General features: G+C 50.5%; 25 protein-coding genes, 5 tRNA genes and 1 other RNA gene. 5 read left to right on the forward strand and 26 right to left on the reverse strand.

Going from position 1 to position 26,134, the window contains the following annotated elements:
* Positions 1-341: 341 nt before the first annotated feature.
* The 5 genes from HU143_RS15325 to HU143_RS15345 all read right to left on the reverse strand — a co-directional run bounded on the left by HU143_RS15325 (position 342) and on the right by HU143_RS15345 (position 5,830).
* Positions 342-1,040 carry a triphosphoribosyl-dephospho-CoA synthase gene (locus HU143_RS15325; RefSeq protein WP_023227201.1) on the reverse strand — a complete coding sequence of 233 codons (699 nt, stop codon included), beginning with the start codon at positions 1,038-1,040 and terminating at the stop codon, positions 342-344.
* Between the two features lie 118 nt (positions 1,041-1,158).
* A complete protein-coding gene (locus tag HU143_RS15330) occupies positions 1,159-2,460 on the reverse strand; it encodes an oxalacetate decarboxylase subunit beta (RefSeq protein ID WP_053505569.1) in 1,302 nt (433 codons plus the stop codon).
* Between the two features lie 15 nt (positions 2,461-2,475).
* Positions 2,476-4,251: a sodium-extruding oxaloacetate decarboxylase subunit alpha gene (gene oadA, locus HU143_RS15335; protein ID WP_051129333.1), complete on the reverse strand. Its 1,776-nt coding sequence runs from the start codon at positions 4,249-4,251 to the stop codon at positions 2,476-2,478.
* A gap of 15 nt (positions 4,252-4,266) precedes the next feature.
* On the reverse strand, positions 4,267-4,512 hold the full coding sequence (locus HU143_RS15340; RefSeq protein WP_001089088.1) for an oxaloacetate decarboxylase subunit gamma: 246 nt from the start codon (positions 4,510-4,512) through the stop codon (positions 4,267-4,269).
* Positions 4,513-4,561: 49 nt separating this feature from the next.
* Entirely contained in the window at positions 4,562-5,830 is a 1,269-nt protein-coding gene (locus tag HU143_RS15345; RefSeq protein ID WP_023227625.1) for an SLC13 family permease, read from the reverse strand.
* A gap of 222 nt (positions 5,831-6,052) precedes the next feature.
* Between HU143_RS15345 and HU143_RS15350 the strand changes: the two genes are divergently transcribed.
* Positions 6,053-7,036, forward strand: a complete 984-nt coding sequence (locus tag HU143_RS15350) for a LysR family transcriptional regulator (protein WP_000282119.1) — start codon at positions 6,053-6,055, stop codon at positions 7,034-7,036.
* Here HU143_RS15350 and HU143_RS15355 read toward each other — a convergent pair whose 3' ends face one another.
* On the reverse strand, positions 7,037-7,927 hold the full coding sequence (locus HU143_RS15355; RefSeq protein ID WP_000405927.1) for a LysR family transcriptional regulator: 891 nt from the start codon (positions 7,925-7,927) through the stop codon (positions 7,037-7,039). It abuts the gene before it with no gap.
* A 129-nt stretch (positions 7,928-8,056) separates the two neighbouring features.
* Between HU143_RS15355 and HU143_RS15360 the strand changes: the two genes are divergently transcribed.
* Positions 8,057-8,902, forward strand: coding sequence for a fumarate hydratase (locus HU143_RS15360; RefSeq protein WP_000086831.1), 846 nt, complete (start codon positions 8,057-8,059; stop codon positions 8,900-8,902).
* A 14-nt stretch (positions 8,903-8,916) separates the two neighbouring features.
* On the forward strand, positions 8,917-9,462 hold the full coding sequence (locus HU143_RS15365) for a FumA C-terminus/TtdB family hydratase beta subunit (protein ID WP_000970374.1): 546 nt from the start codon (positions 8,917-8,919) through the stop codon (positions 9,460-9,462).
* A gap of 93 nt (positions 9,463-9,555) precedes the next feature.
* On the opposite strand, the gene aroG is transcribed toward HU143_RS15365, so the two are convergent.
* Positions 9,556-10,608, reverse strand: a complete 1,053-nt coding sequence (aroG, locus tag HU143_RS15370; RefSeq protein ID WP_001109234.1) for a 3-deoxy-7-phosphoheptulonate synthase AroG — start codon at positions 10,606-10,608, stop codon at positions 9,556-9,558.
* Positions 10,609-10,927: 319 nt separating this feature from the next.
* On the opposite strand from aroG, the gene HU143_RS15375 reads away from it, so the two are divergent.
* A complete protein-coding gene (locus HU143_RS15375; protein ID WP_000784380.1) occupies positions 10,928-11,314 on the forward strand; it encodes a YbgS-like family protein in 387 nt (128 codons plus the stop codon).
* A gap of 110 nt (positions 11,315-11,424) precedes the next feature.
* Positions 11,425-12,363 carry a CDF family zinc transporter ZitB gene (zitB, locus tag HU143_RS15380; protein ID WP_023227626.1) on the forward strand — a complete coding sequence of 313 codons (939 nt, stop codon included), beginning with the start codon at positions 11,425-11,427 and terminating at the stop codon, positions 12,361-12,363.
* Here the strand turns inward: zitB and pnuC are convergent.
* The 19 genes from pnuC to cydA all read right to left on the reverse strand — a co-directional run bounded on the left by pnuC (position 12,360) and on the right by cydA (position 24,667).
* On the reverse strand, positions 12,360-13,079 hold the full coding sequence (gene pnuC / locus HU143_RS15385) for a nicotinamide riboside transporter PnuC (RefSeq protein ID WP_000345367.1): 720 nt from the start codon (positions 13,077-13,079) through the stop codon (positions 12,360-12,362). The genes zitB and pnuC overlap by 4 nt on opposite strands.
* Before the next feature lie 24 nt (positions 13,080-13,103).
* Complete coding sequence (gene nadA, locus HU143_RS15390) at positions 13,104-14,147, reverse strand: quinolinate synthase NadA (protein WP_000115343.1); 1,044 nt, start codon at positions 14,145-14,147, stop codon at positions 13,104-13,106.
* A 294-nt stretch (positions 14,148-14,441) separates the two neighbouring features.
* Positions 14,442-14,567, reverse strand: a non-coding RNA gene (locus HU143_RS15395) — RtT sRNA.
* 29 nt (positions 14,568-14,596) lie between these two features.
* Positions 14,597-14,672, reverse strand: a tRNA-Lys gene (locus HU143_RS15400).
* A 134-nt stretch (positions 14,673-14,806) separates the two neighbouring features.
* A tRNA-Lys gene (locus tag HU143_RS15405) sits at positions 14,807-14,882 on the reverse strand.
* A 139-nt stretch (positions 14,883-15,021) separates the two neighbouring features.
* A tRNA-Lys gene (locus tag HU143_RS15410) sits at positions 15,022-15,097 on the reverse strand.
* A 3-nt stretch (positions 15,098-15,100) separates the two neighbouring features.
* Positions 15,101-15,176: transfer RNA gene (locus HU143_RS15415), tRNA-Val, on the reverse strand.
* Between the two features lie 136 nt (positions 15,177-15,312).
* Positions 15,313-15,388 (reverse strand) — tRNA-Lys (locus HU143_RS15420).
* Positions 15,389-15,552: 164 nt separating this feature from the next.
* Complete coding sequence (gene cpoB / locus HU143_RS15425; protein WP_000097552.1) at positions 15,553-16,341, reverse strand: cell division protein CpoB; 789 nt, start codon at positions 16,339-16,341, stop codon at positions 15,553-15,555.
* A gap of 9 nt (positions 16,342-16,350) precedes the next feature.
* Positions 16,351-16,875, reverse strand: a complete 525-nt coding sequence (gene pal / locus HU143_RS15430) for a peptidoglycan-associated lipoprotein Pal (RefSeq protein ID WP_001176621.1) — start codon at positions 16,873-16,875, stop codon at positions 16,351-16,353.
* Positions 16,876-16,909: 34 nt separating this feature from the next.
* A complete protein-coding gene (gene tolB / locus HU143_RS15435; protein ID WP_001562341.1) occupies positions 16,910-18,202 on the reverse strand; it encodes a Tol-Pal system beta propeller repeat protein TolB in 1,293 nt (430 codons plus the stop codon).
* Positions 18,203-18,325: 123 nt separating this feature from the next.
* Positions 18,326-19,504 carry a cell envelope integrity protein TolA gene (gene tolA / locus HU143_RS15440; RefSeq protein WP_000030589.1) on the reverse strand — a complete coding sequence of 393 codons (1,179 nt, stop codon included), beginning with the start codon at positions 19,502-19,504 and terminating at the stop codon, positions 18,326-18,328.
* Between the two features lie 64 nt (positions 19,505-19,568).
* Positions 19,569-19,997 carry a colicin uptake protein TolR gene (gene tolR, locus HU143_RS15445; RefSeq protein WP_000124676.1) on the reverse strand — a complete coding sequence of 143 codons (429 nt, stop codon included), beginning with the start codon at positions 19,995-19,997 and terminating at the stop codon, positions 19,569-19,571.
* A 3-nt stretch (positions 19,998-20,000) separates the two neighbouring features.
* Positions 20,001-20,693, reverse strand: a complete 693-nt coding sequence (gene tolQ / locus HU143_RS15450) for a Tol-Pal system protein TolQ (protein ID WP_000131318.1) — start codon at positions 20,691-20,693, stop codon at positions 20,001-20,003.
* On the reverse strand, positions 20,690-21,094 hold the full coding sequence (ybgC, locus tag HU143_RS15455) for a tol-pal system-associated acyl-CoA thioesterase (RefSeq protein WP_001046240.1): 405 nt from the start codon (positions 21,092-21,094) through the stop codon (positions 20,690-20,692). Before ybgC ends, tolQ begins: the two co-directional genes overlap by 4 nt.
* Positions 21,095-21,322: 228 nt before the next feature.
* A complete protein-coding gene (gene ybgE, locus HU143_RS15460) occupies positions 21,323-21,604 on the reverse strand; it encodes a cyd operon protein YbgE (RefSeq protein WP_000875305.1) in 282 nt (93 codons plus the stop codon).
* 211 nt (positions 21,605-21,815) lie between these two features.
* Positions 21,816-21,929 carry a cytochrome bd-I oxidase subunit CydX gene (gene cydX / locus HU143_RS15465; protein WP_000270278.1) on the reverse strand — a complete coding sequence of 38 codons (114 nt, stop codon included), beginning with the start codon at positions 21,927-21,929 and terminating at the stop codon, positions 21,816-21,818.
* 14 nt (positions 21,930-21,943) lie between these two features.
* Positions 21,944-23,083 (reverse strand): cytochrome d ubiquinol oxidase subunit II, encoded by a 1,140-nt coding sequence (gene cydB / locus HU143_RS15470; RefSeq protein ID WP_000568258.1) that lies wholly within the window; start codon positions 23,081-23,083, stop codon positions 21,944-21,946.
* Positions 23,084-23,098: 15 nt separating this feature from the next.
* Entirely contained in the window at positions 23,099-24,667 is a 1,569-nt protein-coding gene (gene cydA, locus HU143_RS15475) for a cytochrome ubiquinol oxidase subunit I (RefSeq protein WP_000884369.1), read from the reverse strand.
* Positions 24,668-26,134 lie beyond the last annotated feature (1,467 nt).

A 26,134-nucleotide genomic window follows, 5' to 3' on the forward strand; every position in this document is an offset into this window, starting at 1 on the left:
GCCGAATTATTTCGTTATATATTTATTTATATTTCGATTGGTGACACGGTGGACTATCTCATCGGTTTCCAATAAATATCCTCCGGCATAGCCCTGTCTCTTGATCAGACCTCCTGATCAAGAGACAGGGCCTGGCTGGGGGTTTTCCATAGACAAAAAAAGCGTGGAACCATCCACGCTTGAGGCTGCTGACAACGTGTAACCAGGTGGCAATGTTCCAACCACGGACCTACAAAAAGTACGTAATCTGTTGATATTCTCATTTCGTAAATCAGTCAAAGCGCTAGCTGCCTCTCGCAGAAATGCCAACACAACAGATAATTGTCAGCAGTCCTCATTTTTCAGTCAGCAAATATCGGCCCGGCAGGGAATTTCGCCAGAAACCCGGTGACGGCCAGCAGCGACCACAGCCCGGGCCACTCAATCTGGCGCTCCCGCAGTTCATCATCCAGCGTCATAAGCGCAAACTCACCTTTATCGCCCAGCACGCCGCCCTGCCAGAGCAGCCGCTGCGCCTGCTGCCGCGCCCAGGGAGAATCGCTCTTCCAGGCCAGCAGGTGCAGCAGAGCCTGCTGCAGGCAGACACCGTGAGAATGTTGATCCCGCAACAGCCGCCGGTAAACCGGCAGCGATATGCTGCGCACGGTATAAAAACCGCTGCGGGTTTCGCTGTCAACATCTGCCATGCCAGCACAGAACTGACTGGCCAGGTCACATAAACGATTGTGCGTCAGCGGCTGGCGCAGGGCATCCAGACGACCTGCTGCGGCACACAGCAACCCGCTCCTTTGCCGTTCTTGTGGCAGCGAATCAGGCAAAACCGCTACCGTTTCAGCCGCCCCGGCCTGCGCATGCTGTATGCCCGCGTCATAACAACGGACAAAGAAATCATGGCTGCCACGGACGATTGGCGGGTGCGCCAGCAGATTCAGCGCCGGGTGCAGTTGTTCAAGCTCGTCCAGTGACGCCAGCGTGTAATTGACAACCACATCTTTTGTCGATGCCCGGCCTTCCGGACGAAATGCTATGGTTTCATTCATCAAAGTCTCCTTATGGGACATTCCCGGAGGCGATGCTGCGCATCTGCCCGGGCTACAGATCCATGCAATCCGGTAGCCCGGACAGGCGCAACGCGCCGCCTCCGGGAAAGGAACAGATTTACATCGCCAGCACGTACTTGAGCATCACCCCGGCGGCTATCGCCGAGCCAATCACCCCCGCCACGTTCGGGCCCATCGCGTGCATCAGCAGGAAGTTCTGTGCGTCCGACTCCAGCCCCACTTTGTTCGATACGCGGGCCGCCATCGGCACCGCCGACACCCCCGCCGAACCGATAAGCGGGTTGATTTTGTTCTTACTGCACAGGTTCAGCAGCTTCGCCATCAGCACCCCGGCGGCAGTCCCGATACCAAAGGCAATCACACCCAGCAGCAGAATGCCCAGCGTCTGCGGCTGCAGGAACTTATCCGCCACCAGCTTCGCGCCCACCGACAGCCCGAGGAAAATGGTCACGATATTAATCAGCCCGTTCTGTACCGTGTCGCTCAGACGCTCCACCACGCCGCTTTCGCGCATCAGATTGCCAAAGCAGAACATCCCCAGCAGCGGCGCGGCGTCCGGCAGCAGCAGCGCCACCAGTAGTAACAGCACCACCGGGAAGAGGATTTTTTCCCGCTTACTCACCGTGCGCAGCTGCACCATGCGGATTTTCCGCTCTTTCTCGCTGGTCAGCGCGCGCATAATCGGTGGCTGGATTAACGGCACCAGCGCCATATACGAGTACGCCGCCACCGCGATGGCTCCCAGCAGCTCCGGGGCCAGCTTGCCCGACAGATAAATCGCCGTCGGGCCGTCCGCGCCGCCGATAATGCCGATGGCCGCCGCCTGCGGCAGGGTGAAGGAAATCAGGCCGAAGTAGTTCAGCGTCAGCGCCCCCAGCACGGTGGCGAAGATGCCGAACTGCGCCGCCGCGCCGAGCAGCAGGGTGCGCGGATTCGCCAGCAGCGGGCCGAAGTCGGTCATCGCCCCCACGCCCATAAAGATGACCAGCGGCGCGACACCGGAGCCAATCGCCACTTTATAGAACAGCGCCAGCACCCCCGGCGTGTAGCCCATGTCCACCGCCAGGTTCTCCATCTGGCTCTGCACCGACGGCAGCGCCAGCGCTAATGCCTCTTTAATGGCGTGCACGTCCGGCGCGCAGTTGAGCTTCGCGGCAATCACCGCCAGCTGCCCGGCGTCGTGATGCGCCAGCAGGCTTTCCAGCGCGGTCAGCGCCATACCCGCTTCCGGGATGTTGGAGAGCAGGCCGCCGAAGCCAATCGGCAGCAGCAGTAACGGCTCGAACTTCTTCGCAATTGCCAGCCACAGCAGCAGCAGGCTGACCAGCAGCATGATGGCCTGGCCTGTGCCAAGGTGCATCAGCCCCATGCCCTGAAGCAGGGCGTTCAGACTTTCCATTTCCGCTCCTCGTCCTTACGCCAGCGTCATCAAGGTGTCGCCGACGGAAACCGCATCCCCGGACTTCACCGCGATACCGCGGACGGTGCCGGCCTGCGCGGCGCGGATTTCGGTTTCCATTTTCATGGCTTCCAGAATCAGCAGCACATCGCCTTCGGCCACCGTCTGGCCTTCAGCGGCAATCACCTTCCAGATGTTGCCCGCCAGCGGCGCGGTGACCGGTGTACCAGCGCCTGCCGGGGCGGCAGCCTGAACCGGTGCGGAAGAGGCCGCCGGAACAGCCGCAGTAAGCTGGCTGATATCGCCGCCGTCGCTGACTTTCACCACAAAGGCTTTGCCTTCCACTTCCACGGTGTAGATACCGGAAGCGGCAGGCTTCTCTGCTTTTGCCACCGGCTGCGCGGCTTCCGCCTGCGGTACCGGCTCAAACGCCGCCGGGTTGTGGCGGTTCTCAAGGAATTTGAGGCCGATTTGCGGGAACAGCGCCACGGTGAGCACGTCGTCAATGGCGTTTCCCGCCAGAGTGATGCCCTTCTCCTGCGCCTGGCGCCTGACGTCCGCTTCCAGTTCAGCCAGCTCCGGCTTCAGCAGGTCTGCCGGGCGGCAGGTCACCGGGGCAGCCCCTTCCAGCACGCGGGCCTGCAGTGCCGCGTTCACCGGCACCGGGGTGTGGCCGTATTCGCCTTTCAGAATGCCGGCGGTTTCTTTGGCGATGGTTTTGTAGCGCTCGCCGGTCAGCACGTTGAGCACCGCCTGGGTGCCGACAATCTGCGAGGTGGGGGTCACCAGCGGGATAAAGCCGAGGTCCTCGCGCACGCGGGGGATTTCCGCCAGCACCTCATCCAGACGGTGAGCGGCGTTCTGCTGCTTCAGCTGGCCTTCCAGGTTGGTGAGCATTCCGCCCGGCACCTGGGCCACCAGAATGCGGCTGTCGTAGCCTCTCAGCTGGCCTTCAAAGGCGTGGTATTTTTTGCGCACCTCGCGGAAGTACGCGGCGATGTTTTCCAGCTTCAGGATATCCAGCCCGGTGTCATACCCGGTTCCGGCGAGCGTCGCCACCAGTGCTTCGGTGGCCGGGTGGCCGTAGGTGGCGCTCATGGAGGAAATCGCCGTGTCGACGCCGTCGACGCCCGCTTCAATGGCCTTCAGCAGGGCCATCTCCGCCATCCCGGTGGTGGCGTGACAGTGCAGGTGCAGGCGCACCTCAAAACGTTTTTTGATTTCGCTGACCAGTTCATACGCCGCCATCGGCGTGAGAATGCCGGACATATCTTTAATCGCAATCGAGTCAACGCCGGTTTCCAGCAGCTGTTCGGTTAAATCCAGCCAGGTCTGCAGCGTGTGTGCCGGGCTGGTGGTGTAGGAGAGCGTGCCCTGGGCGTGCGCGCCGTGGCTGCGCACCGCCTGCAGGGCGGCCTTCATATTGCGCGGGTCGTTCATGGCGTCGAAGACGCGGAAGACGTCCATGCCGTTTTTCACCGCGCGTTCGACGAAGCGTTCCACCACGTCATCGGCGTAGTGGCGATAGCCGAGCAGGTTCTGGCCGCGCAGCAGCATCTGCAGGGGAGTCTTCGGCATGGCTTTTTTGAGCTCGCGCAGGCGAACCCACGGGTCTTCGCCGAGAAAACGGATACAGGCGTCAAAGGTCGCGCCGCCCCAGCACTCCAGCGAGCCGTAGCCGACATCGTCAAGCTGGGCGGCAATCGGCAGCATATCATCAAGGCGCAGGCGGGTGGCGAACAGGGACTGGTGGGCGTCGCGCAGGACGACATCGGTAATGGCAACGGTCATGGATTCCTCCGTGAATTAAGGGTTAAGGCGGCGATGGTGGTGGATAGCGGCGGCAATCACCGGCTTTAAGCGGGCGAAGTCGTCCGCGGGCGCGGCGGCGGGTGCCGCCTTCGGTACCGGGACCGGTTCAGGGAAGAAGCGGTTGACGGCGGCGGACATGCCGCGGATGGCGAAAATCAGCAGGAACAGAAACGCCAGCACGAACCCCATGCCGAGGAACATCAGGGTGAAGCCTTCACCTAATAGCACCGAACTATTCATAATAAAGTCTCAAATTTAATAATCTAAAATAGAAAAGTAATATCAGGCATTAATAGAAGGGATAAAATATCGGTAGTAAAATCATACTAACGATAAAACAAACCAAACTAATCGCCAATCCGGGTTTTAAAAAATCTTTAAATTTAACATTCCCCGGGCCAATAATCATTGAGTTTGCTGGAATAGCCATTGGGGTACAAACAGCAACACTACTCGCAATAAAAACAGCAATAACAACTGCACGAGGGTCTGCGCCAATAGACTGTGCGATAGTCCATCCTACCGGGCATAACAACGTACATGCTGCAGTGTTACTCATAACTTGAGTCAAAGCCCATGTAAGTATCCACAATGACGCCATAATAATCATAACGCCAGAATCTCCGGTTACTGAAATAACGGCATTGGCAATCATTTCTCCAGCACCAGTAGAATTAAGCGCGGCACCTAAAGGCATCATAAACGCAAGCATGAAAACAGTTAGCGTTTCAAAAGAATTAAAAGTTTCCTTTTGTGTTAAAACGCCAGCGAATACAAGAATAATAGCCGCACAACATGCAATAATATGCATTGGAGGCAGAAACTTAATATAATCAGTTGCCACCATTCCAGCGATAGACAGAATAAAAACGGCTAAAGTTAAACTTCTATGCCAGGCCGGAATTTGGCTATAATCCATTTGAGAATCAGATTGTGTATTTCCATCACGATCTGCGATGAGTTTTGAACCGAAGAAATAGAGAAATATAGAGCATGCAATCAGCAAAGGAATACCAATTTTAGCGTATTCGAAAAATGGCACCGACAGACTTCCCTTACTAAAAGTTTCAATAGTATTTTTAGCAATCAGATTTCCTGGCGAACCGATAATAGAAATGTCAGCACCGATTGTTGCCCCAAAAACCAGAGGCATAAGAAGTTTAATAGGCTTAATCTGACTACTGGCGGCAATACCTAAAACAATAGGAATTAGCACAGCAACTGTTCCGCTATTAGAAACAAAGGCAGACATAACTCCACCAATAAGAAAAATCAATACACTAAGGCTTCTTTCTGTTTTAGCATATTTTAGTAAAATTTTACTTGATTGCCATGCCAAACCTGTTTTAAAAAATGCCGCACCGAGTACACACATGGCGACGATAAGAATAACATTCGCATTTACGATTGAAGCAAAAATATCCTTAGCATCGATAACACCGGTAAAATAAAGTGCCATTGGGACCATAAATGCAACTAATCCCATAGGAAGACGATCGCTAACAAAGATAATTATTGCAACCACTAAAACCAACAAAGTAATAATCGCTGGTGACATGTATACGTCCTTATATTATTAGGGTACAAAAACAACTCATTACAGTCATGAATACAACTGCAACAAGCATAAATCACATGTTATACTAAAATTACATCTAATTAATTTCTATTGAGAAAGAATACACTCACATAAATAACAACACTTACCCGACAAAGGCATAACATATTCTTACTGCTTTTGTTTCTGTTTAATCAAATAATTTCCTCTTAAAATCTGTCTGTGTATAATGCTACTTATATAAATGAAACTCATCCAATGCTAATAAGGTTGCAGCTTATGCAATATCGGCATCACCTCGAACTAACATGGCTCGAAGACTGTCTGGCTCTAAAAGAAACGTTGAATTTCTCAAAAGCGTCTGCCTCAAGATATGTGACTCAACCCGCATTTAGTCGTCGGATACAATCTCTCGAAGAATGGGTGGGGACGCCCCTTTTTGAAAGAAGTAAACGGGGAGTCACCCTTACCAAGGCCGGAGAAGTATTTACAGACCAGCTTCCCGAACTGATCCACTCCTTGTACACATTGAAAAGTGATACCCTTGAGGCTGCAGGTAATAAACAACCTAGCCTTGTTTTTTCAGCAACGCATGCTTTGTCTTTCTCTTTTGTACCGCATTTGTTAAAACAGAGTGATAAAATTGCAAAATTTGGTTCATTTCGTCTTTTATCTGACTCATTGAATGCGTGCGAAAAAATGATGCGGCAGGGAGATTCACAATTTTTGCTGTGTCACCATCACCCACATATGCATCTAAATTTAAATAAAAATAACTTTATGAGCATTCGTCTTGGGTTTGATACATTAATTCCATTCAGTAAACCAGACTCAGAAACGTTAAAACCGTTGTGGAATATAAATAATAAGATTCAATTCCCTTACCTTTCTTTTTCATCACAATCAGGTCTGGGAAGAATAATAGCAAATACAGCGTCTATTAACAGAATTACCCATAATATAAATGTTGCCTTTGTGGCCGATCTGGCAGCAACACTATTGGCAATGGTCAGATCTGGCGATGGTGTTGCCTGGATACCTCAAAGCCTTGCCAGGCAAGATATAGAGGCTAAAACTATTGTTACTGCAGCGGAAAAAGAAAGCAATTTATGGGTACCCATAGAAATAAGACTTTATAGACCAGCCAAGAGAATGCCTCCAGATGCCGAAGAGCTATGGGAAATTTTTGTTGAAGAACAAATATAATTATTTAATTGTAAAATGTTCTTTAATATAATCCTCAATGAATTTAATTAACGCTCTGGTTGCATATGATAAATATTTATCTTTCTTCCAGGCCAAACCAATCGTAACATAAGTCGGCTCAGTCATGGCCTTGGTTATTACTTTTTCGGCTTTAAGATCGACAGCGTCCAAAATGAAAGAAATTCCTTCATTTTTAGCAACCAGATCTATGTTGGTTTGAACCCTGTTTGATGATAGAAAAATATGTGTATGAATTCCTCGCTTTGTACATTCTTCAATAATCGTTTTTCTATGCCAGGAATCTTTTTTCATTAGTATCAATGGCTCATATTGTAGATCTTCCCAATCGATACTATCCTTTTTTGCCAGGGGATGTTTATCTGACATACATACCACGTGCTGCTGAGTCATTAATGGTACCGTAACTAATTCTTTTGGACAGTCATTAATAATAACAATAGCAAGATCCAGCTCTCCAGCAGAAAGTTTATCATGTAAACCAAAAGTCCCCTCTTCAACAAGAGAGAGTTCCATCTCTGGATAAATCTCTCGGAAATGCTTGAAGAGCGGTGAAAAAAGAAACAAACTTATCATCGGTGGGATCCCCAAAGTTACTATGCCACCATTTTCATTACGATAATCTTTCATTTCCGCTACGCTATTTTTTAACGCAATAAGGATAGGTTCAATTTTTTGTAAGAAAAACATGCCCTCCTCAGTAAGGACAAGTTTATTTTTCTTTCTGTCAAATAATGTCACCCCTAATTCAGTCTCTAACTTCTTAATAGCAATGGTGATATTAGGTTGAGAAACAAAATGCCGCTCAGCAACTCTGGTTAAGTTACCTAACAAAGAAGCGCTTACAAAATATTCTAATTGTCTAATTTCCATCTATTTTCCACTACTATAAATAAAATTTATCATTTAATAAAAATAACATATTTCCTTCCTACAATGAATACGAATATCATGAAAATGTGATCAATGGATAAAACAATGCAACATAGCACTGGAGGGAGTATGAGTCGTATATTAAATACAGAAATTATCATTCCGGTTATCGAAAAACTTGTAAAAAAAGCTTGTTATGAACTGGATGATAATCTCATGTGTTCTTTTCGTAAAGCATATGATAAAGAAGAGTCAAAGATCGGCAAGGAAACCATTAAGATATTAATTGATAATGGAGAGTATGCAAAAAAAGAACAACTTGCATGCTGCCATGATACCGGTACTTGTATCGTTATAATGGAAATTGGACAACATGTATGCTGGGAAGGTAAGCCGCTTAAAGATCAGGTGAACCAGGGTGTTCGCCAGGGCTATGAAAATGGATACTTAAGAAAATCCATGGTTGCAGATCCATTAGAACGTATTAATACTAATGATAATACTCCTGCAATTTTACATACTGAAATTGTTGATGGTGACCGAGTGACAATTACCGTTATGCCAAAGGGCGGCGGTAGCGAAAATATGGGAACTTTTAAAACATTGCTTCCCGGCGATGGTATTGATGGTATAAAAGATTTTGTTCTGGAAACTGTCCGTCGTGTAGGAGGCAATCCATGCCCTCCTTATATTATTGGTATCGGCGTTGGCGGTACAATGGATCACTGTTCGTGGATGGCGAAGAAAGCATTATTACGCCCTCTTGGTGAGTTCAATGCTAAACCACTTTATGCCCAGCTCGAAGCTGAATTATTAGAGGCCGTGAATAATACAGGGATCGGCCCTTTAGGTATGGGCGGGCGTATTACGGCGTTAGGCGTGCATGTCGATTACTATCCTTGCCATATCACTGCACTGCCAGTCGCAATCAATTTCCAATGTAATGCAAGCCGCCACGCTAGTGAAATCATTTAATACCTGGAGAAGCTATGATGGAATTAACATTACCATTGACTAAAGAGAAAGCGAAAACTCTTAAGGTCGGCGATATATTATTTCTCACTGGATTTGCTTACACCTGCCGTGACGCCGCGCATAAAAAAATCGAAGTAGCGCTTAGTAACGGAGAAAAATCACCAGTCGATTTTCAAAACCAAACGATTTACTATGCTGGCCCCTGCCCTGCCAGACCTGGTTTACCTATTGGCTCCAACGGTCCTACAACGGCCGCGCGTATGGACCCATTTGTAGAAATGATGTTTCAACAAGGGGCAACTGCGTTTCTTGGCAAAGGCGATCGTGCTGATTATGTCGCTGAGCTTTGTAAAAAATACGGTGGGGTTTCGCTACTCGGGATTGGAGGAGCGTCTGCAATTAATACAAAACATGTTAAATCAGTAGAAATTGTTGCCTACGAAGAATTAGGAACAGAATCCATTAAGAAGTTATATTTTGACCGCTATAGAGTCATTGTAGGAATTGATTCGGAAGGAAATACCCTCCAGAAGCAGGAAGTACCTAAGTACGCCAAATAATAATACATTAATATTGGCAATATCGGTCCGGTAGACTGTTACCGGACCGATATGTTTTCTATCCTGCACTTCACCACAGGATAGAAAATAAACTTAGCCGCGACGGGCTTTTACCGCTGCCGACAACTGACGAAGCAGCGCATCGGTATCTTCCCAGCCAATACAGGCGTCAGTAATGCTTTTACCGTAGGTCAGCGGCTGACCGCTTTCCAGACTCTGGTTTCCTTCTACCAGATGACTCTCTACCATCACGCCAATAATCGCTTTTTCACCGCCCGCTATCTGCTGGCAGACATCGGCGCAAACCTCCATCTGCTTTTGAAATTGCTTACAGGAGTTGGCATGGCTGAAATCGATCATGACCTGCGGCGTCAGTCCCGCTTTGGTGAGGCCTTCTTTCACCTCAGCAACATGCTGCGCGCTATAGTTTGGCGCTTTACCGCCGCGCAGAATGATATGGCAGTCGCCGTTGCCGCTGGTATTCACAATCGCCGAATGACCCCATTTAGTGACGGAGAGGAAGCAATGCGGCGCGCCGGCGGCGTTGATGGCGTCAATGGCGACTTTAATCGTGCCATCAGTACCATTTTTAAAACCGACCGGACAAGAGAGGCCAGACGCCAGTTCGCGATGAACCTGGGATTCAGTAGTCCGCGCGCCAATGGCGCCCCAGCTCATCAGATCGGCCAGATATTGCGGCGTGATCATATCGAGGAATTCGCCGGCGGCAGGCAGGCCGCTATCGTTAATATCCAGCAGCAGTTTGCGCGCAATACGCAGACCGTCGTTAATCTGGAAGCTGTTATCCATATGCGGATCGTTAATCAGCCCTTTCCAGCCGACGGTGGTACGCGGTTTCTCAAAATAGACACGCATGACAATTTCAAGCTCACCTTGAAGCTCATCACGTAGCGCCAGCAAACGGGCGGCATACTCTTTCGCCGCTGCCGGATCATGAATTGAACAAGGACCGATCACCACCAGCAGACGATCGTCATTGCCTTTGAGAATTTTATGGATGGCTTTGCGCGCGTGAGCAACGGTATTCGCTGCATTTTCCGTAGCGGGAAACTTTTCCAGCAGCGCGACCGGAGGTAATAACTCGTTGATTTCTTTAATGCGTAAATCGTCGTTCTGATAATTCATGTTTATTCCAGTGTTGCCGTACTTATCCCAATGAATGCAATCCCTCCAATCTATCTCTTCAATTAAATAGTGTAAACGGGCTTTTACACTTTGAACGGAATAATCCTGGAATTCAGGAAAAAAACGCACAAATGTAGCGAAAAATGGGATCTAACCTACACTTTTTAACTGTAACCACTCTGTTTATGAATTATTGCAAGATTCTCTGCTGCGTTAACCCGCGGCGGCGAACGCTTTTTATCCCTTATTTGAGGATTTGACTGACACGTGCACTGTTGGAAGAGGTTATCCGACATATCCACCATAACAGGAGCATCTTATGAAAATGACAAAACTGACTACGCTTTTACTCACCGCTACCCTCGGCCTTGCCAGCGGCGCAGCGTTAGCTGCTGAATCTAACGCGCAGTCCAGTAATGGCCAGGCGAACTCGGCGGCAAATGCCGGTCAGGTTGCCCCGGACGCCCGCCAGAATGTGGCGCCGAATGATGTGAATAACAACGACATCAATACCAACGGCAATACTAACAGCACGATGCAGCATCCAGACGGTTCAACCATGAATCATGACGGAATGACCAAGGATGAAGAGCATAAAAATACCATGTGTAAAGACGGTCGCTGCCCGGATATTAATAAAAAAGTGGAAACCGGTAATGGCGTCAATAATGACGTGAATACCAAAACCGACGGTACCACACAGTAATGCAGAAAAAAGTCTGATAACGGGAGAGCTTTCGCTCTCCTTTTTATTTTGTCAGCGAAAAATCAGTATGATGTCTACAGTATTGATGAGAATAACAAAGGAATGACGTTATGGCGCACTCACACTCTCATGCCGATTCACACCTGCTGAAAGATAATAATGCTCGTCGCCTGCTTTTCGCCTTTATCGTCACTGCCGGATTTATGCTCCTTGAGGTGGTGGGCGGGATACTCTCCGGCTCTCTGGCGTTGTTGGCGGATGCGGGACATATGCTCACCGACGCGGCGGCTCTTCTCTTTGCGCTGCTGGCGGTTCAATTTTCCCGTCGCCCCCCGACTGTTCGCCACACTTTTGGCTGGCTAAGACTCACCACACTGGCGGCCTTTGTGAATGCCATTGCGTTGGTGGTCATTACCCTTCTCATTGTCTGGGAAGCGATAGAGCGCTTTTACACGCCACGTCCGGTGGCGGGCAATCTGATGATGGTGATTGCGATCGCGGGTCTGCTGGCGAACCTGTTTGCGTTCTGGATACTCCATCGGGGAAGCGATGAAAAAAACCTGAACGTGCGCGCTGCCGCGCTACATGTGATGGGCGATTTGCTGGGTTCCGTCGGCGCAATAGTCGCCGCGTTGATCATTATCTGGACGGGCTGGACGCCAGCGGACCCGATTCTCTCTATTCTGGTTTCGGTACTGGTGTTACGCAGCGCCTGGCGTTTGTTAAAAGATAGCGTCAACGAATTGCTGGAAGGCGCGCCGGTTTCGCTGGATATTAATGCCTTACAGCGCCATTTAAGTCGGGAAATCCCCGAAGTCCGCAACGTACACCATGTGCATGTCTGGATGGTCGGCGAAAAACCGGTCATGACTTTGCACGCTCAGGTCATTCCGCCACACGACCATGATGCGCTGCTGGAACGTATCCAGGATTTCCTGATGCACGAATACCATATTGCGCACGCTACGATTCAGATGGAGTATCAAGTGTGTCACGGCCCGGACTGTCATCTGAATCAGACGCCATCCGGGCATGTTCATCACCATTAACGGGAAAGCGCGCGCGATCCTCGCTCCCGCGCGCTGTTTATCCACAGGCGGCTACCGTTCACGGCGATAAATGTCAGGATCAGATATTCCAGCGACATCGCATAGACGCCCTGCAAAGCAAAAATCACCACACTGATCACGTTGATTACCACCCACAGGAGCCAGTTTTCGACATATTTGCGTGTCATCAGAATCATCGCCGCGATAGACAGCACCATCATGCAAGAGTCCCAGAACGGGAAAGCGTCCGGTTGCAGTACAGGCATTGTCACCTGTAACCCCAGCATCTGCATAATGGCGACGGCCACGCGCGTCAGGACGGCGAATACGGGATCGATATATCGCGTCATCAAACCGATAGCTATCACACATATCGCCAGCCATGCCATTGCTTTTGGCAACGGCAGCCAGCGGATTTTAAGCTCGGCTTGATTATCCTTTGTTTGCCGCGACCACGCATACCAGCCATAAATATTGGCGGCAAAGAAAAAGAGTTGCAGCAACAGGCTGGCATAAAGCTGGATCTGAAAGAAAATAATCGCAAACAGGGTGACGTTAACCAGTCCAAAAAAGTAGTTGCTGATCTTCTCCAGACTGGCAAGCCAAATACAGAGCAGGCCGGCGATGGTTCCTACCGCTTCGATCCACGAGAGATCGTACCCGCCAGCGCCAATCGGAATATGAATCAGTATGTTGTGCGTACTAAAAAAATCCATTCTCTCCCCCAAAGATTTCCGTCTTTACGCCCGAAGTGTAGCCGCAAAATCCAGCATCCGGTTGAGCGGCAGTAATGCGCCCTCGCGTAGCGCCGCATCAACCTGTATTTCATGCGCCGCGCCTCCCTGCTCCAGCCCTTCAGCAATGGCTTTCAGGCCATTCATCGCCATCCACGGACAGTGCGCGCAGCTACGGCAGGTCGCCCCCTCGCCAGCCGTGGGCGCTTCAAGCAGTTCTTTTTCAGGCACCGCCTGCTGCATTTTGTAGAAGATGCCGCGATCGGTCGCCACGATAAGCTGTCTGTGCGGCAGCGTTTTTGCCGCCTTAATAAGCTGACTGGTGGAGCCCACCGCATCGGCCATCTCGACAATGGACTGCGGCGATTCAGGGTGAACCAGAAGAGCGGCATCGGGATAGATTTTTTTTAAACGGGTCAACGCCTGAGTTTTAAACTCGTCATGCACGATACACGCTCCTTGCCAGCACAGTACATCGGCCCCGGTCTGTTTTTGCACGTAATTCCCCAGGTGTCTGTCCGGCGCCCAGATAATTTTTTCCCCCAAACTATCCAGATGCTCAATCAGTTCTACGGCGATACTGGAGGTCACAACCCAGTCCGCACGCGCTTTAACAGCAGCCGAGGTGTTAGCATAGACCACTACGGTTCTGTCAGGGTGCGCATCACAAAAAGCGCTAAATTCGTCTATTGGGCAGCCTAAATCCAGCGAACATTCCGCCGCCAGGGTAGGCATAAGAATGGTCTTTTCCGGGCTGAGGATTTTGGCGGTTTCCCCCATAAACCGTACGCCCGCTACCAGCAGCGTGGATGCGGCGTGCTTCGCGCCGAAACGGGCCATTTCCAGTGAGTCGGAAATACAGCCGCCGGTTTCTTCTGCTAACTGTTGAATTTCCGGATCGGTGTAGTAGTGCGCCACCATGACGGCATTGCGCTCTTTGAGCAACCGCTTGATTTTCTCACGATAAAATTGCTTTTCGTCGTCGTTCAACGGCGTTGGTTTCGGCGGGAACGGGTAGATTGCGGCTTGTGGGTCAAACATTACGCTCATCGTGGCTTCTCGTTTTACTTACTTAACGAAACAACCGAATGAAAGCGTAATAAACGCCACAATCGGTTAATTTGTTTTATATGCTAAACAAGATAGCTGATTCAATAAGGAAAGTCACAATAATTACGTAGCCCCGTATCTGATGGCGGCGTAATGTCTTATCTGGCCTACGTGAGCGGTGCCGTCTGTAGGCCTGATAAGCGCAGCGCATCAGGCAAGACCCGAACCTGCGACAGGTTCGAATCTTCCATATTGCAGATAGCAAAAAGGCGCCGCCAGCGCCCTCTTTTACACTGGTGGGTCGTGCAGGATGACTCGCTTCGCTCGCCCTTCGGGCCGTCGCCGTAAACGGCTCCGTTGTCTCACTGCGTGAGACCCGGACCTGCGGCAGGTTCGAATCTTATAAATCGCAGATAGCAAAAAAGCGCCTTTAGGGCGCTTTTTTACATTGGTGGGTCGTGCAGGATTCGAACCTGCGACCAATTGATTAAAAGTCAACTGCTCTACCAACTGAGCTAACGACCCCTTGGATAAGGATTACTGCTTCAATCATTCAGGATGGTGGGTCGTGCAGGATGACTCGGCTTCGCCTCGCCCTTCGGGCCGTTGCTAAAGCAACGTTATCCTTCACGTTCTCTACCAGTTACCACCTTGTATATTGGTGGGTCGTGCAGGATTCGAACCTGCGACCAATTGATTAAAAGTCAACTGCTCTACCAACTGAGCTAACGACCCATACGGGTGCTGCCTGAAAGATTTTACTCGGACCATCTAAAGATGGTGGGTCGTGCAGGATGACTCGGCTTCGCCTCGCCCTACAGGTTGCTGACGCAACGTTATCCTTCACGTTCAACATCTGAGTTTGATGTTAAATTGGTGGGTCGTGCAGGATTCGAACCTGCGACCAATTGATTAAAAGTCAACTGCTCTACCAACTGAGCTAACGACCCGAGTGGTGGGTGATGACGGGATCGAACCGCCGACCCCCTCCTTGTAAGGGAGGTGCTCTCCCAGCTGAGCTAATCACCCGATACTACGCTGGATATTACTGACTAACCGAAGTTAGTGGTGGGTTGTTCAGGATGACTCGGCTTCGCCTCGCCCTACGGGTCGTTGCTGACGCAACGTTATCCTTCACGTTTTATTCTCGTTTCCACCGAACGATTGGTGGGTCGTGCAGGATTCGAACCTGCGACCAATTGATTAAAAGTCAACTGCTCTACCAACTGAGCTAACGACCCACTTTTGCGTTGCTTTCGAGTTGTTTAATATCCCGTGGCAACGGCGGCATATATTACTGATTTCAGATTTGAGCGCAACAAAAATTTCGACGCAGGGGGCTCAACTGCTTAGGAATCGCACGACGCGACCAGAAAAAAGGCGTTTTCTGGTCGCATGGTACGCATTACATCGCGTTAAGACGCTTCTGCGCCTGTTTCGCGCCATCAGTGCCAGGATATTTGTTAATCACCTGCTGATAAACCGCTTTCGCTTTTGCCGTATCACCTTTGTCCTGCATGATAACGCCAACTTTGTACATCGCGTCCGCAGCCTTCGGCGACTTAGGATAGTTTTTTACTACCGAGGCGAAATAATAGGCGGCATCATCTTTTTTACCCTTGTTGTAATTCAACTGGCCCAGCCAATAATTGGCGTTCGGCTGATAAGTAGAATCAGGGTATTTCTTGATGAAGTTCTGAAACGCCACAATCGCATCATCCTGGCGAGACTTATCCTGCACCAGCGCAATTGCCGCATTGTAATCGGTATTCGCATCGCCACTTTGTACCGGCGCCCCTGAGGTTGCCGTACCGGCATCCGGGGCGGGGGTCGCAGTGGTTGCCGCCCCGCTCTGGTCACCAGCTGCTGGCTGCGCTGCGCCGCCATTATTTAAGCTCCCCAGCTGCAGCATAATTTGCTTCTGGCGCTCCATCACCTGATTCAGTTGATACTGATTTTCCTGGATTTGGCCGCGCAAAGAATCGATATCGGACTGATTATCGGAGAGCTGCTGCTGAAGTTGGGTTAAAAGCTGGCTGTGAGCGTTAGAGATACGCTCAAGTTGAGTGACGCGGTCTTCGACCGAGCCTGAGCCGACACTACTGATTGGCGCCTGAGCAAAAGCGGCCCAGGGGGCCGCTATGCCAACCAGTAACGACAGACTCAACAGGTGATGTCTGAAGTTACTGCTCATGCAATTCTCTTAGTAAACCAGTACAGCGCGACGGTTCTTAGCGTAAGCCGCTTCGTCGTGGCCCAGTACGGCAGGTTTTTCTTTACCGTAAGAAACGATGGAGATCTGGTCAGCGGAAACGCCTTTACCCTGCAGGTACATTTTAACGGCGTTAGCACGACGCTCACCCAGGGAGATGTTGTACTCCGGAGTACCGCGTTCGTCCGCGTGACCTTCTACGGTGACTTTGTAAGACGGGTTGCTACGCAGGAAGTTAGCGTGCGCATCCAGCATTGCCGCGAAGTCAGAACGGATATCGTACTTGTCGAGATCGAAGTAAACGATGTTGTTCTGCTGCAGCTGCTGCATCTGCAGACGCGCTTGCTCTTCAGATGACATGTTGCCGTTGCCGTTAGCGTCCATACCAGTGCCGGCGCCGTTCAGCATACCGCCTTCGCTACCGTCATTGCTGGCGTTCTTGTTGGAAGAACATGCCGCGATTGCCATAACAGGCAGGGCAATCATCAGGCCCTTCAGCACTTTGTTCAGTTGCATTTCTTTAATTCCTTTAGTAATCAATTAATTATTATCACAGATACGGCGACCAGGCAGGCGATTTCACCTGACCATCAGTTGCCGGAAGACGCGCTTTGAAACGCCCATCTGTAGAAACCAAATTCAGCACAGATCCCATCCCCTGAGAAGAGCTGTAGATTACCATCGTGCCGTTAGGTGCCAGACTTGGCGTTTCATCCAGGAACGTTGACGACAGAACCTGTACGCCACCCGTCACCAGATCTTGTTTGGCAATGTGCTGCTGCCCGTTATTTGAGCTTACCATTACCATAAATTTACCGTCGCTGCTGACATCCGCATCCTGGTTTTGCGAACCTTCCCAGGTAATACGCTGCGCCGCACCGCCGTTAATGTTCATTTTATACACTTGCGGACGTCCAGCCTGGTCAGAGGTAAAGGCCAGAGTCTGGCTGTCCGGGAACCAGGTCGGCTCCGTATTGTTGCTACGCCCGTCCGTTATCTGACGAATCTGGCCGGAAGCAAGATCCATAACGTACAGGTTCAGACTTCCGGTTTTCGATAACGCGAACGCCAGTTTCGTCCCATCCGGCGAGAAGGCCGGCGCGCCGTTGTGACGCGGGAAGGACGCAACCTGACGCACTGCGCCGTTTGCCAGCGTCTGGATAACCAGCGCGGAGCGACCGCTTTCAAATGTCACGTAAGCCAGTTTTGAGCCGTCCGGAGACCACGCCGGAGACATCAACGGCTGCGGAGAACGGTGCACCACAAACTGATTGTAACCATCGTAATCCGACACACGCAGTTCATACGGGAACTGACCGCCATTAGTCTGTACCACATAGGCGATACGAGTACGGAACGCGCCCTTAATGCCCGTCAGTTTTTCAAAGACTTCGTCACTGGCGGTATGACCTGCATAACGCAGCCACTGCTTGTTCACTTTATAAGAATTTTGCGCCAGTACAGTCCCCGGCGCGCCGCCAGTGTCAACCAGCTGATAAGCAACATTGTAGGAACCGTCCGGATTCGGCGTTACCTGCCCAACGACGACGGCATCAATACCCAGCGCAGACCATGCGGTAGGCTGAACTTCCTGAGCGGTGGCTGGCTGCTGCGGCAGTCGGGACCGGTCTAGCGGATTAAATTTACCGCTATTGCGTAAATCTGCCGCCACGATGCCACCGATATCTTCAGGCGCAGCGCCCGGTCCGGCCCATTTAAAAGGCACAACGCCAATCGGTCGCGCCGAGTCCACCCCCTGGGTGATCTCGATACGGACTTCTGCGTGCAGCACCGCCGCCCACAGCATCAGAAAACCAAATGCTACTCGTAATGCCTGCTTCATCATATCTCCCATACCTGGGCCTGCGACCCACGATAATTTAGCAGAATGTTAACAAACTCAAATACACAAAACCACCAGGACCAGTAACAACTCAACTGCTCTAACTTCCATAAAGAAAAGTATCTACAGTTTAAAGTCTAGTTTGGCATCCTTTATTTTCTCATAAACAGCCTGGCTTGGCGGTTTAGGAATTTTCGCGGTTTTTGCCGCCATTAACGCCGCCTGACAAAGCGCCGGATCGCCGCCCTCAGACGTAATGCTTTTTAATGAGCCATCCGGCGCCAGGCTAATATGCAAGACACATTGTTTGCCCTGATACAGGCTCGCATCATACAGACGGCTCTGAATGGCGACCTGAATCTGTTTCGCGTAGGCGCTGATATCAGCGCCTGTCGCCCCACCGTTAGCGCCCGATGTACCGCTATCTTTCGATGGCTGACCATTCCCTTTCGCGCCGCCGCCGGTTTTCGGCGCATTCTTACCCGAGCTGAGATCGCCAAGCAGATCGTCGACGCCTTCTGCGGCGGCCGCTTTTTCGGCAGCCGCTTTCTTCTTAGCGTCCGCCGCTGCTTTCGCCGCCGCGGCATCCGCTTTCTTCTTCGCCTCCGCCGCCGCTTTCGCCGCCTCAGCATCCGCTTTCTTCTTCGCCTCCGCCGCCGCTTTCGCCGCTTCGGCTTCCGCTTTCTTCTTCGCCTCCGCTGCCGCTTTCGCCGCTTCGGCCTCTGCTTTCTTCTTCGCGTCCGCCGCCGCTTTCGCCGCTTCGGCTTCCGCTTTCTTCTTCGCGTCCGCTGCCGCTTTTACCGCCTCGGCTTCCGCTTTCTTCTTCGCGTCCGCCGCCGCTTTCGCCGCCTCGGCCTCCGCTTTCTTCTTCGCGTCCGCCGCCGCTTTCGCCGCTTCTTCGGCCTGTTGCTGCTGCTGTTGCGCCAGTTTTGCAGCTTCTTCAGCCTGCTTTTGCTGCTCCTGAGCCGCTAAACGTTCTTTCTCAAGTTGTTTCAACCGCTCCTGTTCGGCAGCCTGCTTCTGCTGCAGCTCCTCTGCTTGCTGCTGTTGCAGCTTTTTACGCTCTTCTTCCGCGCGTCTGGCGCTGGCCTGTTGATCCTGCTGACGGTTGTACTGCTGCACAACGGCGCCAGGATCGACCATCACCGCATCGATAGCGGAACCGCCGCCGCCGCCGGCAGAAGCCTCTATATGCTCATCAAACGAACTCCAGATCAGCACTGCAAATAAGATGATATGCAGCACGGCTGAAATAATTATCGCCCGTTTGAGCTTGTCGTTTTGTTCGGTTGCCTTTGACACTCTCGGTTCCCAAAAAACTGTTCGCCTGTTACTCGCCGTCTTTCAAGCCAACGGGACGCAGACTTCAGATTGGCTGCGTCATTAAGCCAACCGATTTTACGCCCGCGCTGTGTAACAAGTTCAGCGCTTTAATTATTTCATCGTACGGCACCTCTTTCGCGCCGCCGATTAAAAAGACTGTTTTCGGATTAGCCTGCAGATGACGCTTTACTTCTGCGATCACCTGTTCAGACGGCAGTTGATCCATTCGATCTTTATCAACCACTACGCTGTATTGCCCTACTCCGGAAACCTCAATAATGACCGGTGGATCGTCGTTACTACTGACCGCCTGCGACTGATTCGCCTCGGGCAAGTCGACTTCCACGCTCTGGGTAATGATCGGCGCGGTTGCCATAAAGATCAGCAGCAGCACCAACAGTACGTCGAGTAGCGGTACGATATTGATTTCGGACTTAAGTTCGCGACGACCTCGTCCACGCGTTCTGGCCATGGCTTACCCCTTGTTGCTTTCGCTTACGGTAAACGCCTGGCGGTGCAGAATCGCGGTGAACTCTTCCATAAAGTTGTCGTAATTCAGTTCCAGCTTGTTCACGCGCTGATTCAGTCGGTTGTAAGCCATAACCGCAGGGATGGCGGCAAACAGACCAATCGCCGTGGCAATCAATGCTTCGGCAATACCCGGCGCAACCATTTGCAGAGTCGCCTGTTTCACCGCGCCCAGGGCGATAAACGCATGCATAATCCCCCATACGGTGCCAAACAGACCGATATAAGGACTGATTGAGCCTACCGTGCCAAGAAACGGGATATGCGTTTCCAGCGTTTCCAGCTCTCGGTTCATGGAGATGCGCATCGCACGCGACGCCCCCTCTACCACTGCCTCCGGCGCATGGCTGTTGGCGCGATGGAGCCGGACAAACTCTTTGAACCCGCTATAAAAGATTTGCTCCGAGCCCGACAGACTATCGCGTCTCCCCTGGCTTTCCTGGTACAGACGCGATAGTTCGATTCCGGACCAGAATTTATCTTCAAACGCTTCCGCCTCACGCGCAGCGGCGTTCAGAATACGCGTTCGCTGGATAATGATGGCCCAGGATGCTATTGAAAAACCAATCAAAATCAACATGATAAGTTTAACCAGAAGGCTTGCCTTCAGGAACAAATCAAGGATATTCATGTCAGTCACTGCTTAAACTCCGCGACAATAGACTTAGGAAGCGCACGAGGCTTCATTTTGAGTGGATCAACGCAAACAATCAGAACCTCTGCTTCATTTAGCAGCGTGTTCTCTGCGTTGACAATGCGTTGCGTGAAAACCAAAGCGGTGCCACGCATTGACGTAATTTCTGTTTGAACTTCAAGCATATCGTCGAGCCGCGCAGGCGCATAGTATTCCAGCGTCATCTTGCGCACCACAAAGGCGACCCGCTCCGCCAGCAGCACCTGTTGGCTGAAGTGATGGTGACGCAGCATCTCCGTGCGCGCTCTTTCATAAAAAGCGACATAGCTGGCGTGATAAACCACACCGCCGGCGTCCGTGTCTTCGTAATAAACTCGAATTGGCCATCGAAACATATACTTATTCATCCCTGCAGCCTCTTTGTTGGCGTCATCCGCTTGCCGCCGTAATGCCTCAAGAATGCCGTTGTATATCGCCTTGTATTCACTTTACATCCCGGTAATGCAACAAAAGTAGAGCTTTTAAACGTTGCTACTATACGCGTGGGAATGAGGCTTGGGAATGGGGGGAAGTTAAGGGAGAGTAAAAATATATGGGCTTATGCAAGCCCCTATATTTTTAAGGAGGTTTCTTATTCACAAGAAGAAGAAAATCAGGCCGACGATAAGGACGATATCCGCAAGGAGCGGACAGAAAATCCCTTGCCAGTGTACGGATTCAGGGCGAAAACCCACACCGTGGATTATGCCTGCGCAAACCGCCCACATCAGCAATAATCCGTGCCAGATTTCAAGCGTGCTGGTCCTGGCGGCAAACCGTGACGGGTCCCAGAACATACATCCTGCCAGCACTATCGCCATCACGAAGGAAAGCGCCCTTAAGGGGCGCTTGTCCATTACCGCATAAATATACTTCATCCTCTAAGCTGCCTCTTTGTTGGCTGCGGCTGTTAGTCGGCCCATCCCTGGGCCTCCCCCTTACAGGGCCGCTGCAAGCAGCGTTCAAATCTGTTCCTGACAGATTTGTTACCCCAGTCACTTACTGATGTAAGCTCCTGGGGATTCGCAGCCTTGCCGCCGCGATGCAACTTAAATGATTTTGTATATTGCATAGCGACAATATGAATCATTAGCTTTCTTCTTGACCGGTTTTACCCGCTTCAACGTGCTCAAGCGCCAGGGCGGTAATGATCCCGAATGCACAGGCAAGAAGCGTTCCCAGAATCCATGCGAAATACCACATTTTAAGCTCCTTACTTAGTACAGAGAGTGGGTGTTGCTTTCAATATGTTCTTTAGTGATACGACCGAACATTTTCCAGTAACACCAGCTGGTGTAGATCAGAATGATCGGTACGAACACCGCCGCAACCCAGGTCATCAGGTTCAGCGTCATCTGGCTGGATGTCGCATCCCACATGGTCAGGCTAGCATTCATCATCGTGCTGGACGGCATCACAAATGGGAACATAGCGATACCCGCCGTCAGAATAATGCAGGCCAGGGTCAGCGAAGAGAACAGGAATGCCCACGCGCCTTTCTCCATACGGGAAGTCAGGATAGTCAGCAGCGGCAGAACCACGCCCAGAGCCGGAACCAACCACAGGATCGGAGCATTATTAAAGTTCACCAGCCAGGCGCCAGCTTCACGCGCCACTTCTTTAGTCAGCGGGTTAGAGGCGGCATGATGGTCAATCGCGGATGTCACGACATAACCATCAATACCATACATTACCCAAACGCCCGCCAGCGCAAAGCACACTAATGTCACCAGCGCCGCAATCTGCGAGGTGGCGCGCGCGCGCAGGTGCAGTTCGCCAACGGTGCGCATTTGCAGGTAAGTCGCCCCCTGCGTGATGATCATCCCTACGCTTACGATACCCGCCAGCAGACCAAACGGGTTCAGCAACTGGAAGAAGTTACCGGTGTAGTACAGACGCAGATACTCATCCACGTGGAACGGTACGCCCTGCAACAGGTTGCCAAAGGCCACGCCAATCACCAGCGGCGGCACAAAGCTACCGATGAACACGCCCCAGTCCCACATGTTGCGCCAGCGCGGGTCTTCAATCTTGGAACGGTAATCAAAACCGACCGGACGGAAGAACAAAGACGCCAGCACCAGGATCATCGCTACATAGAAACCGGAGAACGCCGCGGCGTAAACCATCGGCCAGGCAGCAAACAACGCACCGCCCGCGGTGATCAACCACACCTGGTTACCGTCCCAGTGCGGGGCGATAGAGTTAATCATAATTCGACGTTCGGTGTCGTTACGACCGAGGAAACGGGTGAGCATCCCCACCCCCATGTCGAACCCATCGGTGACAGCGAAACCAATTAGCAAAATGCCAACCAGCAGCCACCAGATAAAACGTAGTACTTCATAATCGATCATTTGACGACTCCTGTCTTAGCGTGCCGGCTGAGAAGTCACAGTGGACTGCTCAAAGTGATAGCGACCGGTTTTCAGGCTGCTTGGGCCAAGGCGTGCAAATTTGAACATCAGGAACAATTCTGCCACCAGGAACAGGGTATACAGGCCGCAAATCAGGAACATGGAGAACAGCAGATCGCCCACGGTCAGCGATGAGTTCGCCACGGCTGTCGGCAACACTTCGCCGATCGCCCACGGCTGACGACCATACTCGGCGACGAACCAACCTGCTTCAACCGCAATCCACGGCAGTGGAATACCGTACAGCGCCGCGCGCAACAGCCATTTTTTCTCACCGATGCGGTTACGAATCACGCTCCAGAAGGAAAGTGCGATAATTGCCAGCAGCAGGAAGCCGCACGCCACCATGATACGGAAAGCGAAGTACAGCGGCGCAACGCGAGGAATAGAATCTTTCGTCGCTTGCTGGATCTGCGCTTCGGTCGCGTCAGTCACATTAGGCGTATAGCGTTTCAGCAGCAGGCCGTAACCGAGATCTTTCTTCATGCTGTTAAACTGGTCGCGAACGGCCTGGTCGGTAGAACCGGCGCGCAGCTGCTCCAGCAGTTCATAGGCTTTCATCCCGTTACGGATACGCTCTTCATGCTGAACCATGAGATCTTTCAGGCCAATAACCGGCGTGTCCACGGAACGCGTAGCGATAATGCCGAGCGCATAAGGGATCTGAATCGCCAGATGGTTTTCCTGTTTGTCCTGGTCAGGAATGCCGAACAGGGTAAAGGAGGCCGGAGCAGGTTGCGTTTCCCATTCTGCTTCAATCGCAGCGAGCTTGGTTTTCTGCACGTCGCCCATTTCGTAACCGGATTCGTCACCGAGTACGATAACGGACAGTACGGCAGCCATACCGAAGCTGGCGGCAATAGCAAAGGAGCGTTTAGCAAAGGCGAAGTCACGACCTTTCAGCATGTAGTAAGCGCTGATACCGAGGATGAACATCGCGCCGGTGACATAGCCGGACGCCACAGTGTGAACAAATTTCACCTGTGCTACCGGGTTCAGTACCAGTTCAGAGAAGCTCACCATTTCCATACGCATGGTTTCGAAATTGAAATCCGCAGCGATTGGGTTTTGCATCCAGCCGTTCGCTACCAGAATCCACAACGCGGAGAGGTTGGACCCCAGAGCCACCAGCCAGGTGACGCACATATGCTGAACTTTACTCAGACGATCCCAGCCGAAGAAGAACAGACCTACAAAGGTGGATTCGAGGAAGAAGGCCATCAAACCTTCGATGGCCAGCGGCGCACCGAAGATGTCCCCAACATAGTGGGAGTAGTACGACCAGTTTGTCCCGAACTGGAACTCCATGGTCAAACCGGTAGCCACACCCAGAGCAAAGTTGATACCAAACAACTTGCCCCAGAACTTGGTCATATCTTTATAAATCTGTTTGCCGGAAAGGACGTATACCGTTTCCATAATGGCCAGCAGGAACGCCATACCGAGCGTTAGCGGCACAAACAGGAAGTGGTACATCGCGGTCAAGGCAAACTGTAAGCGCGACAGTTCGACTATATCTAACATCATGACTCCTTGCTCATCGCATGAAGACTCCGAGAGTGAACCCCGTTAGAAAGGGTCACACGCATGCCCCAATACAAATTTATTTGCGGCCTTCCATCGTACTATCCCCTCGGGAAGGAAACAGTAATGATGAAAAGTTACAAACATGTTAATAAAAAACCCAAATTGATCCCGCAAATATATTACGCCGTAAAACCCTTACAATAAACAGGTTTTTAGTGGGTCAGATTTGCTTTTTTCGACAGCGATCAATTTATGGCTAATCTATCGCTTTTCAGGGAATTTGATCACGGACAATTTAACCAGTTTTGATGCTCTTTTCCAACATTTAAATATTGATTAAAATCAATTTTTGAAGTTAATGTTAATAATGTTTATTCATTGAATGCATGGTGAATTTTTTGTTAACTTTTTGTTTTTGCAAAGAGTAATTTCAAACTCCCTGTAAAAAGAGGCTTATTCGGTAAGGCTAAACATTTTGTGCGTTTTTTACTGCCCCGCATCCAGTAAAAAACATTCCACATTGATGTTCAATTATTGCTAAATAGCTCACAGATTTTTTCTGTAGGTTATCAACACTTATTATTTTATACATTTAGTCTATTTTTATTTTACTTATAATTAACACCGCAAAGAAACTATCTCATTGCACACGCGCCATCATCCCACCGGGATTACCCTGCCCCAACTTCCCTTTCCCGACGACTAACGGCCAGGATCATCTTGCCAGGTTATCGCCTTAATTATCGCTAATAAGCTTTCCAGATAGCCAGAAACAAACATTTTATTCGCTAATTTTTCTTTATTTCAATAACACCGTATTTGCCTCTCCATAATTATTATAGTGAAGATTCTGTTATCACCTTCACAGATTTACCCTCAATTTCTACGTCACTCATAGTAATAATTCTGTTTATTCGCAGCCATAAATACCCTTTAAACATGATTAATCACGAACGAATAGTGTCAATAAGTTATTAATAATTTTTAAAGTTAACCTCTTTTAACCAGCAAAAGTTCATATGATTTATTAAACGATATCTTTAATACTTCAGGGAAATAATGCTGGTACTCTTATGATTAAAATAGCTGTTTTATTCTGCCATTAAACAAGCAGTCTGTGTAAGCGCGATACATCTGAGGAGACGTGTAGTTCGCGCTCAGGCAAACATGCGCGGCCACAGAGTCAAGCGTCAATTTACTATAGAGGTTAGCGTCAACATAGTGTAATGCTGCAATGCGTTTTTTTCATGGCGGAAAGCGCATAATCCGTCTCCAGTGAGGTCGGCAGGTCTTTCACTAAGACAGCATCTGTATTTGCTGCAAAAGAGTTAACCAGCAAACTGAGTAAATTTACTGCCGCAGCCAGACGGTTATTATCAATTATTTTTAGACTCCACCATGTTTTTTTAATGAGGCATTATTTTCCTATAGTTCAATATTTACAAAGCCAATAATTTTATATCC

The organism is Salmonella sp. SJTUF14076 (assembly GCF_015534835.1).
In the GTDB taxonomy this organism is placed as follows: domain Bacteria; phylum Pseudomonadota; class Gammaproteobacteria; order Enterobacterales; family Enterobacteriaceae; genus Salmonella; species Salmonella enterica.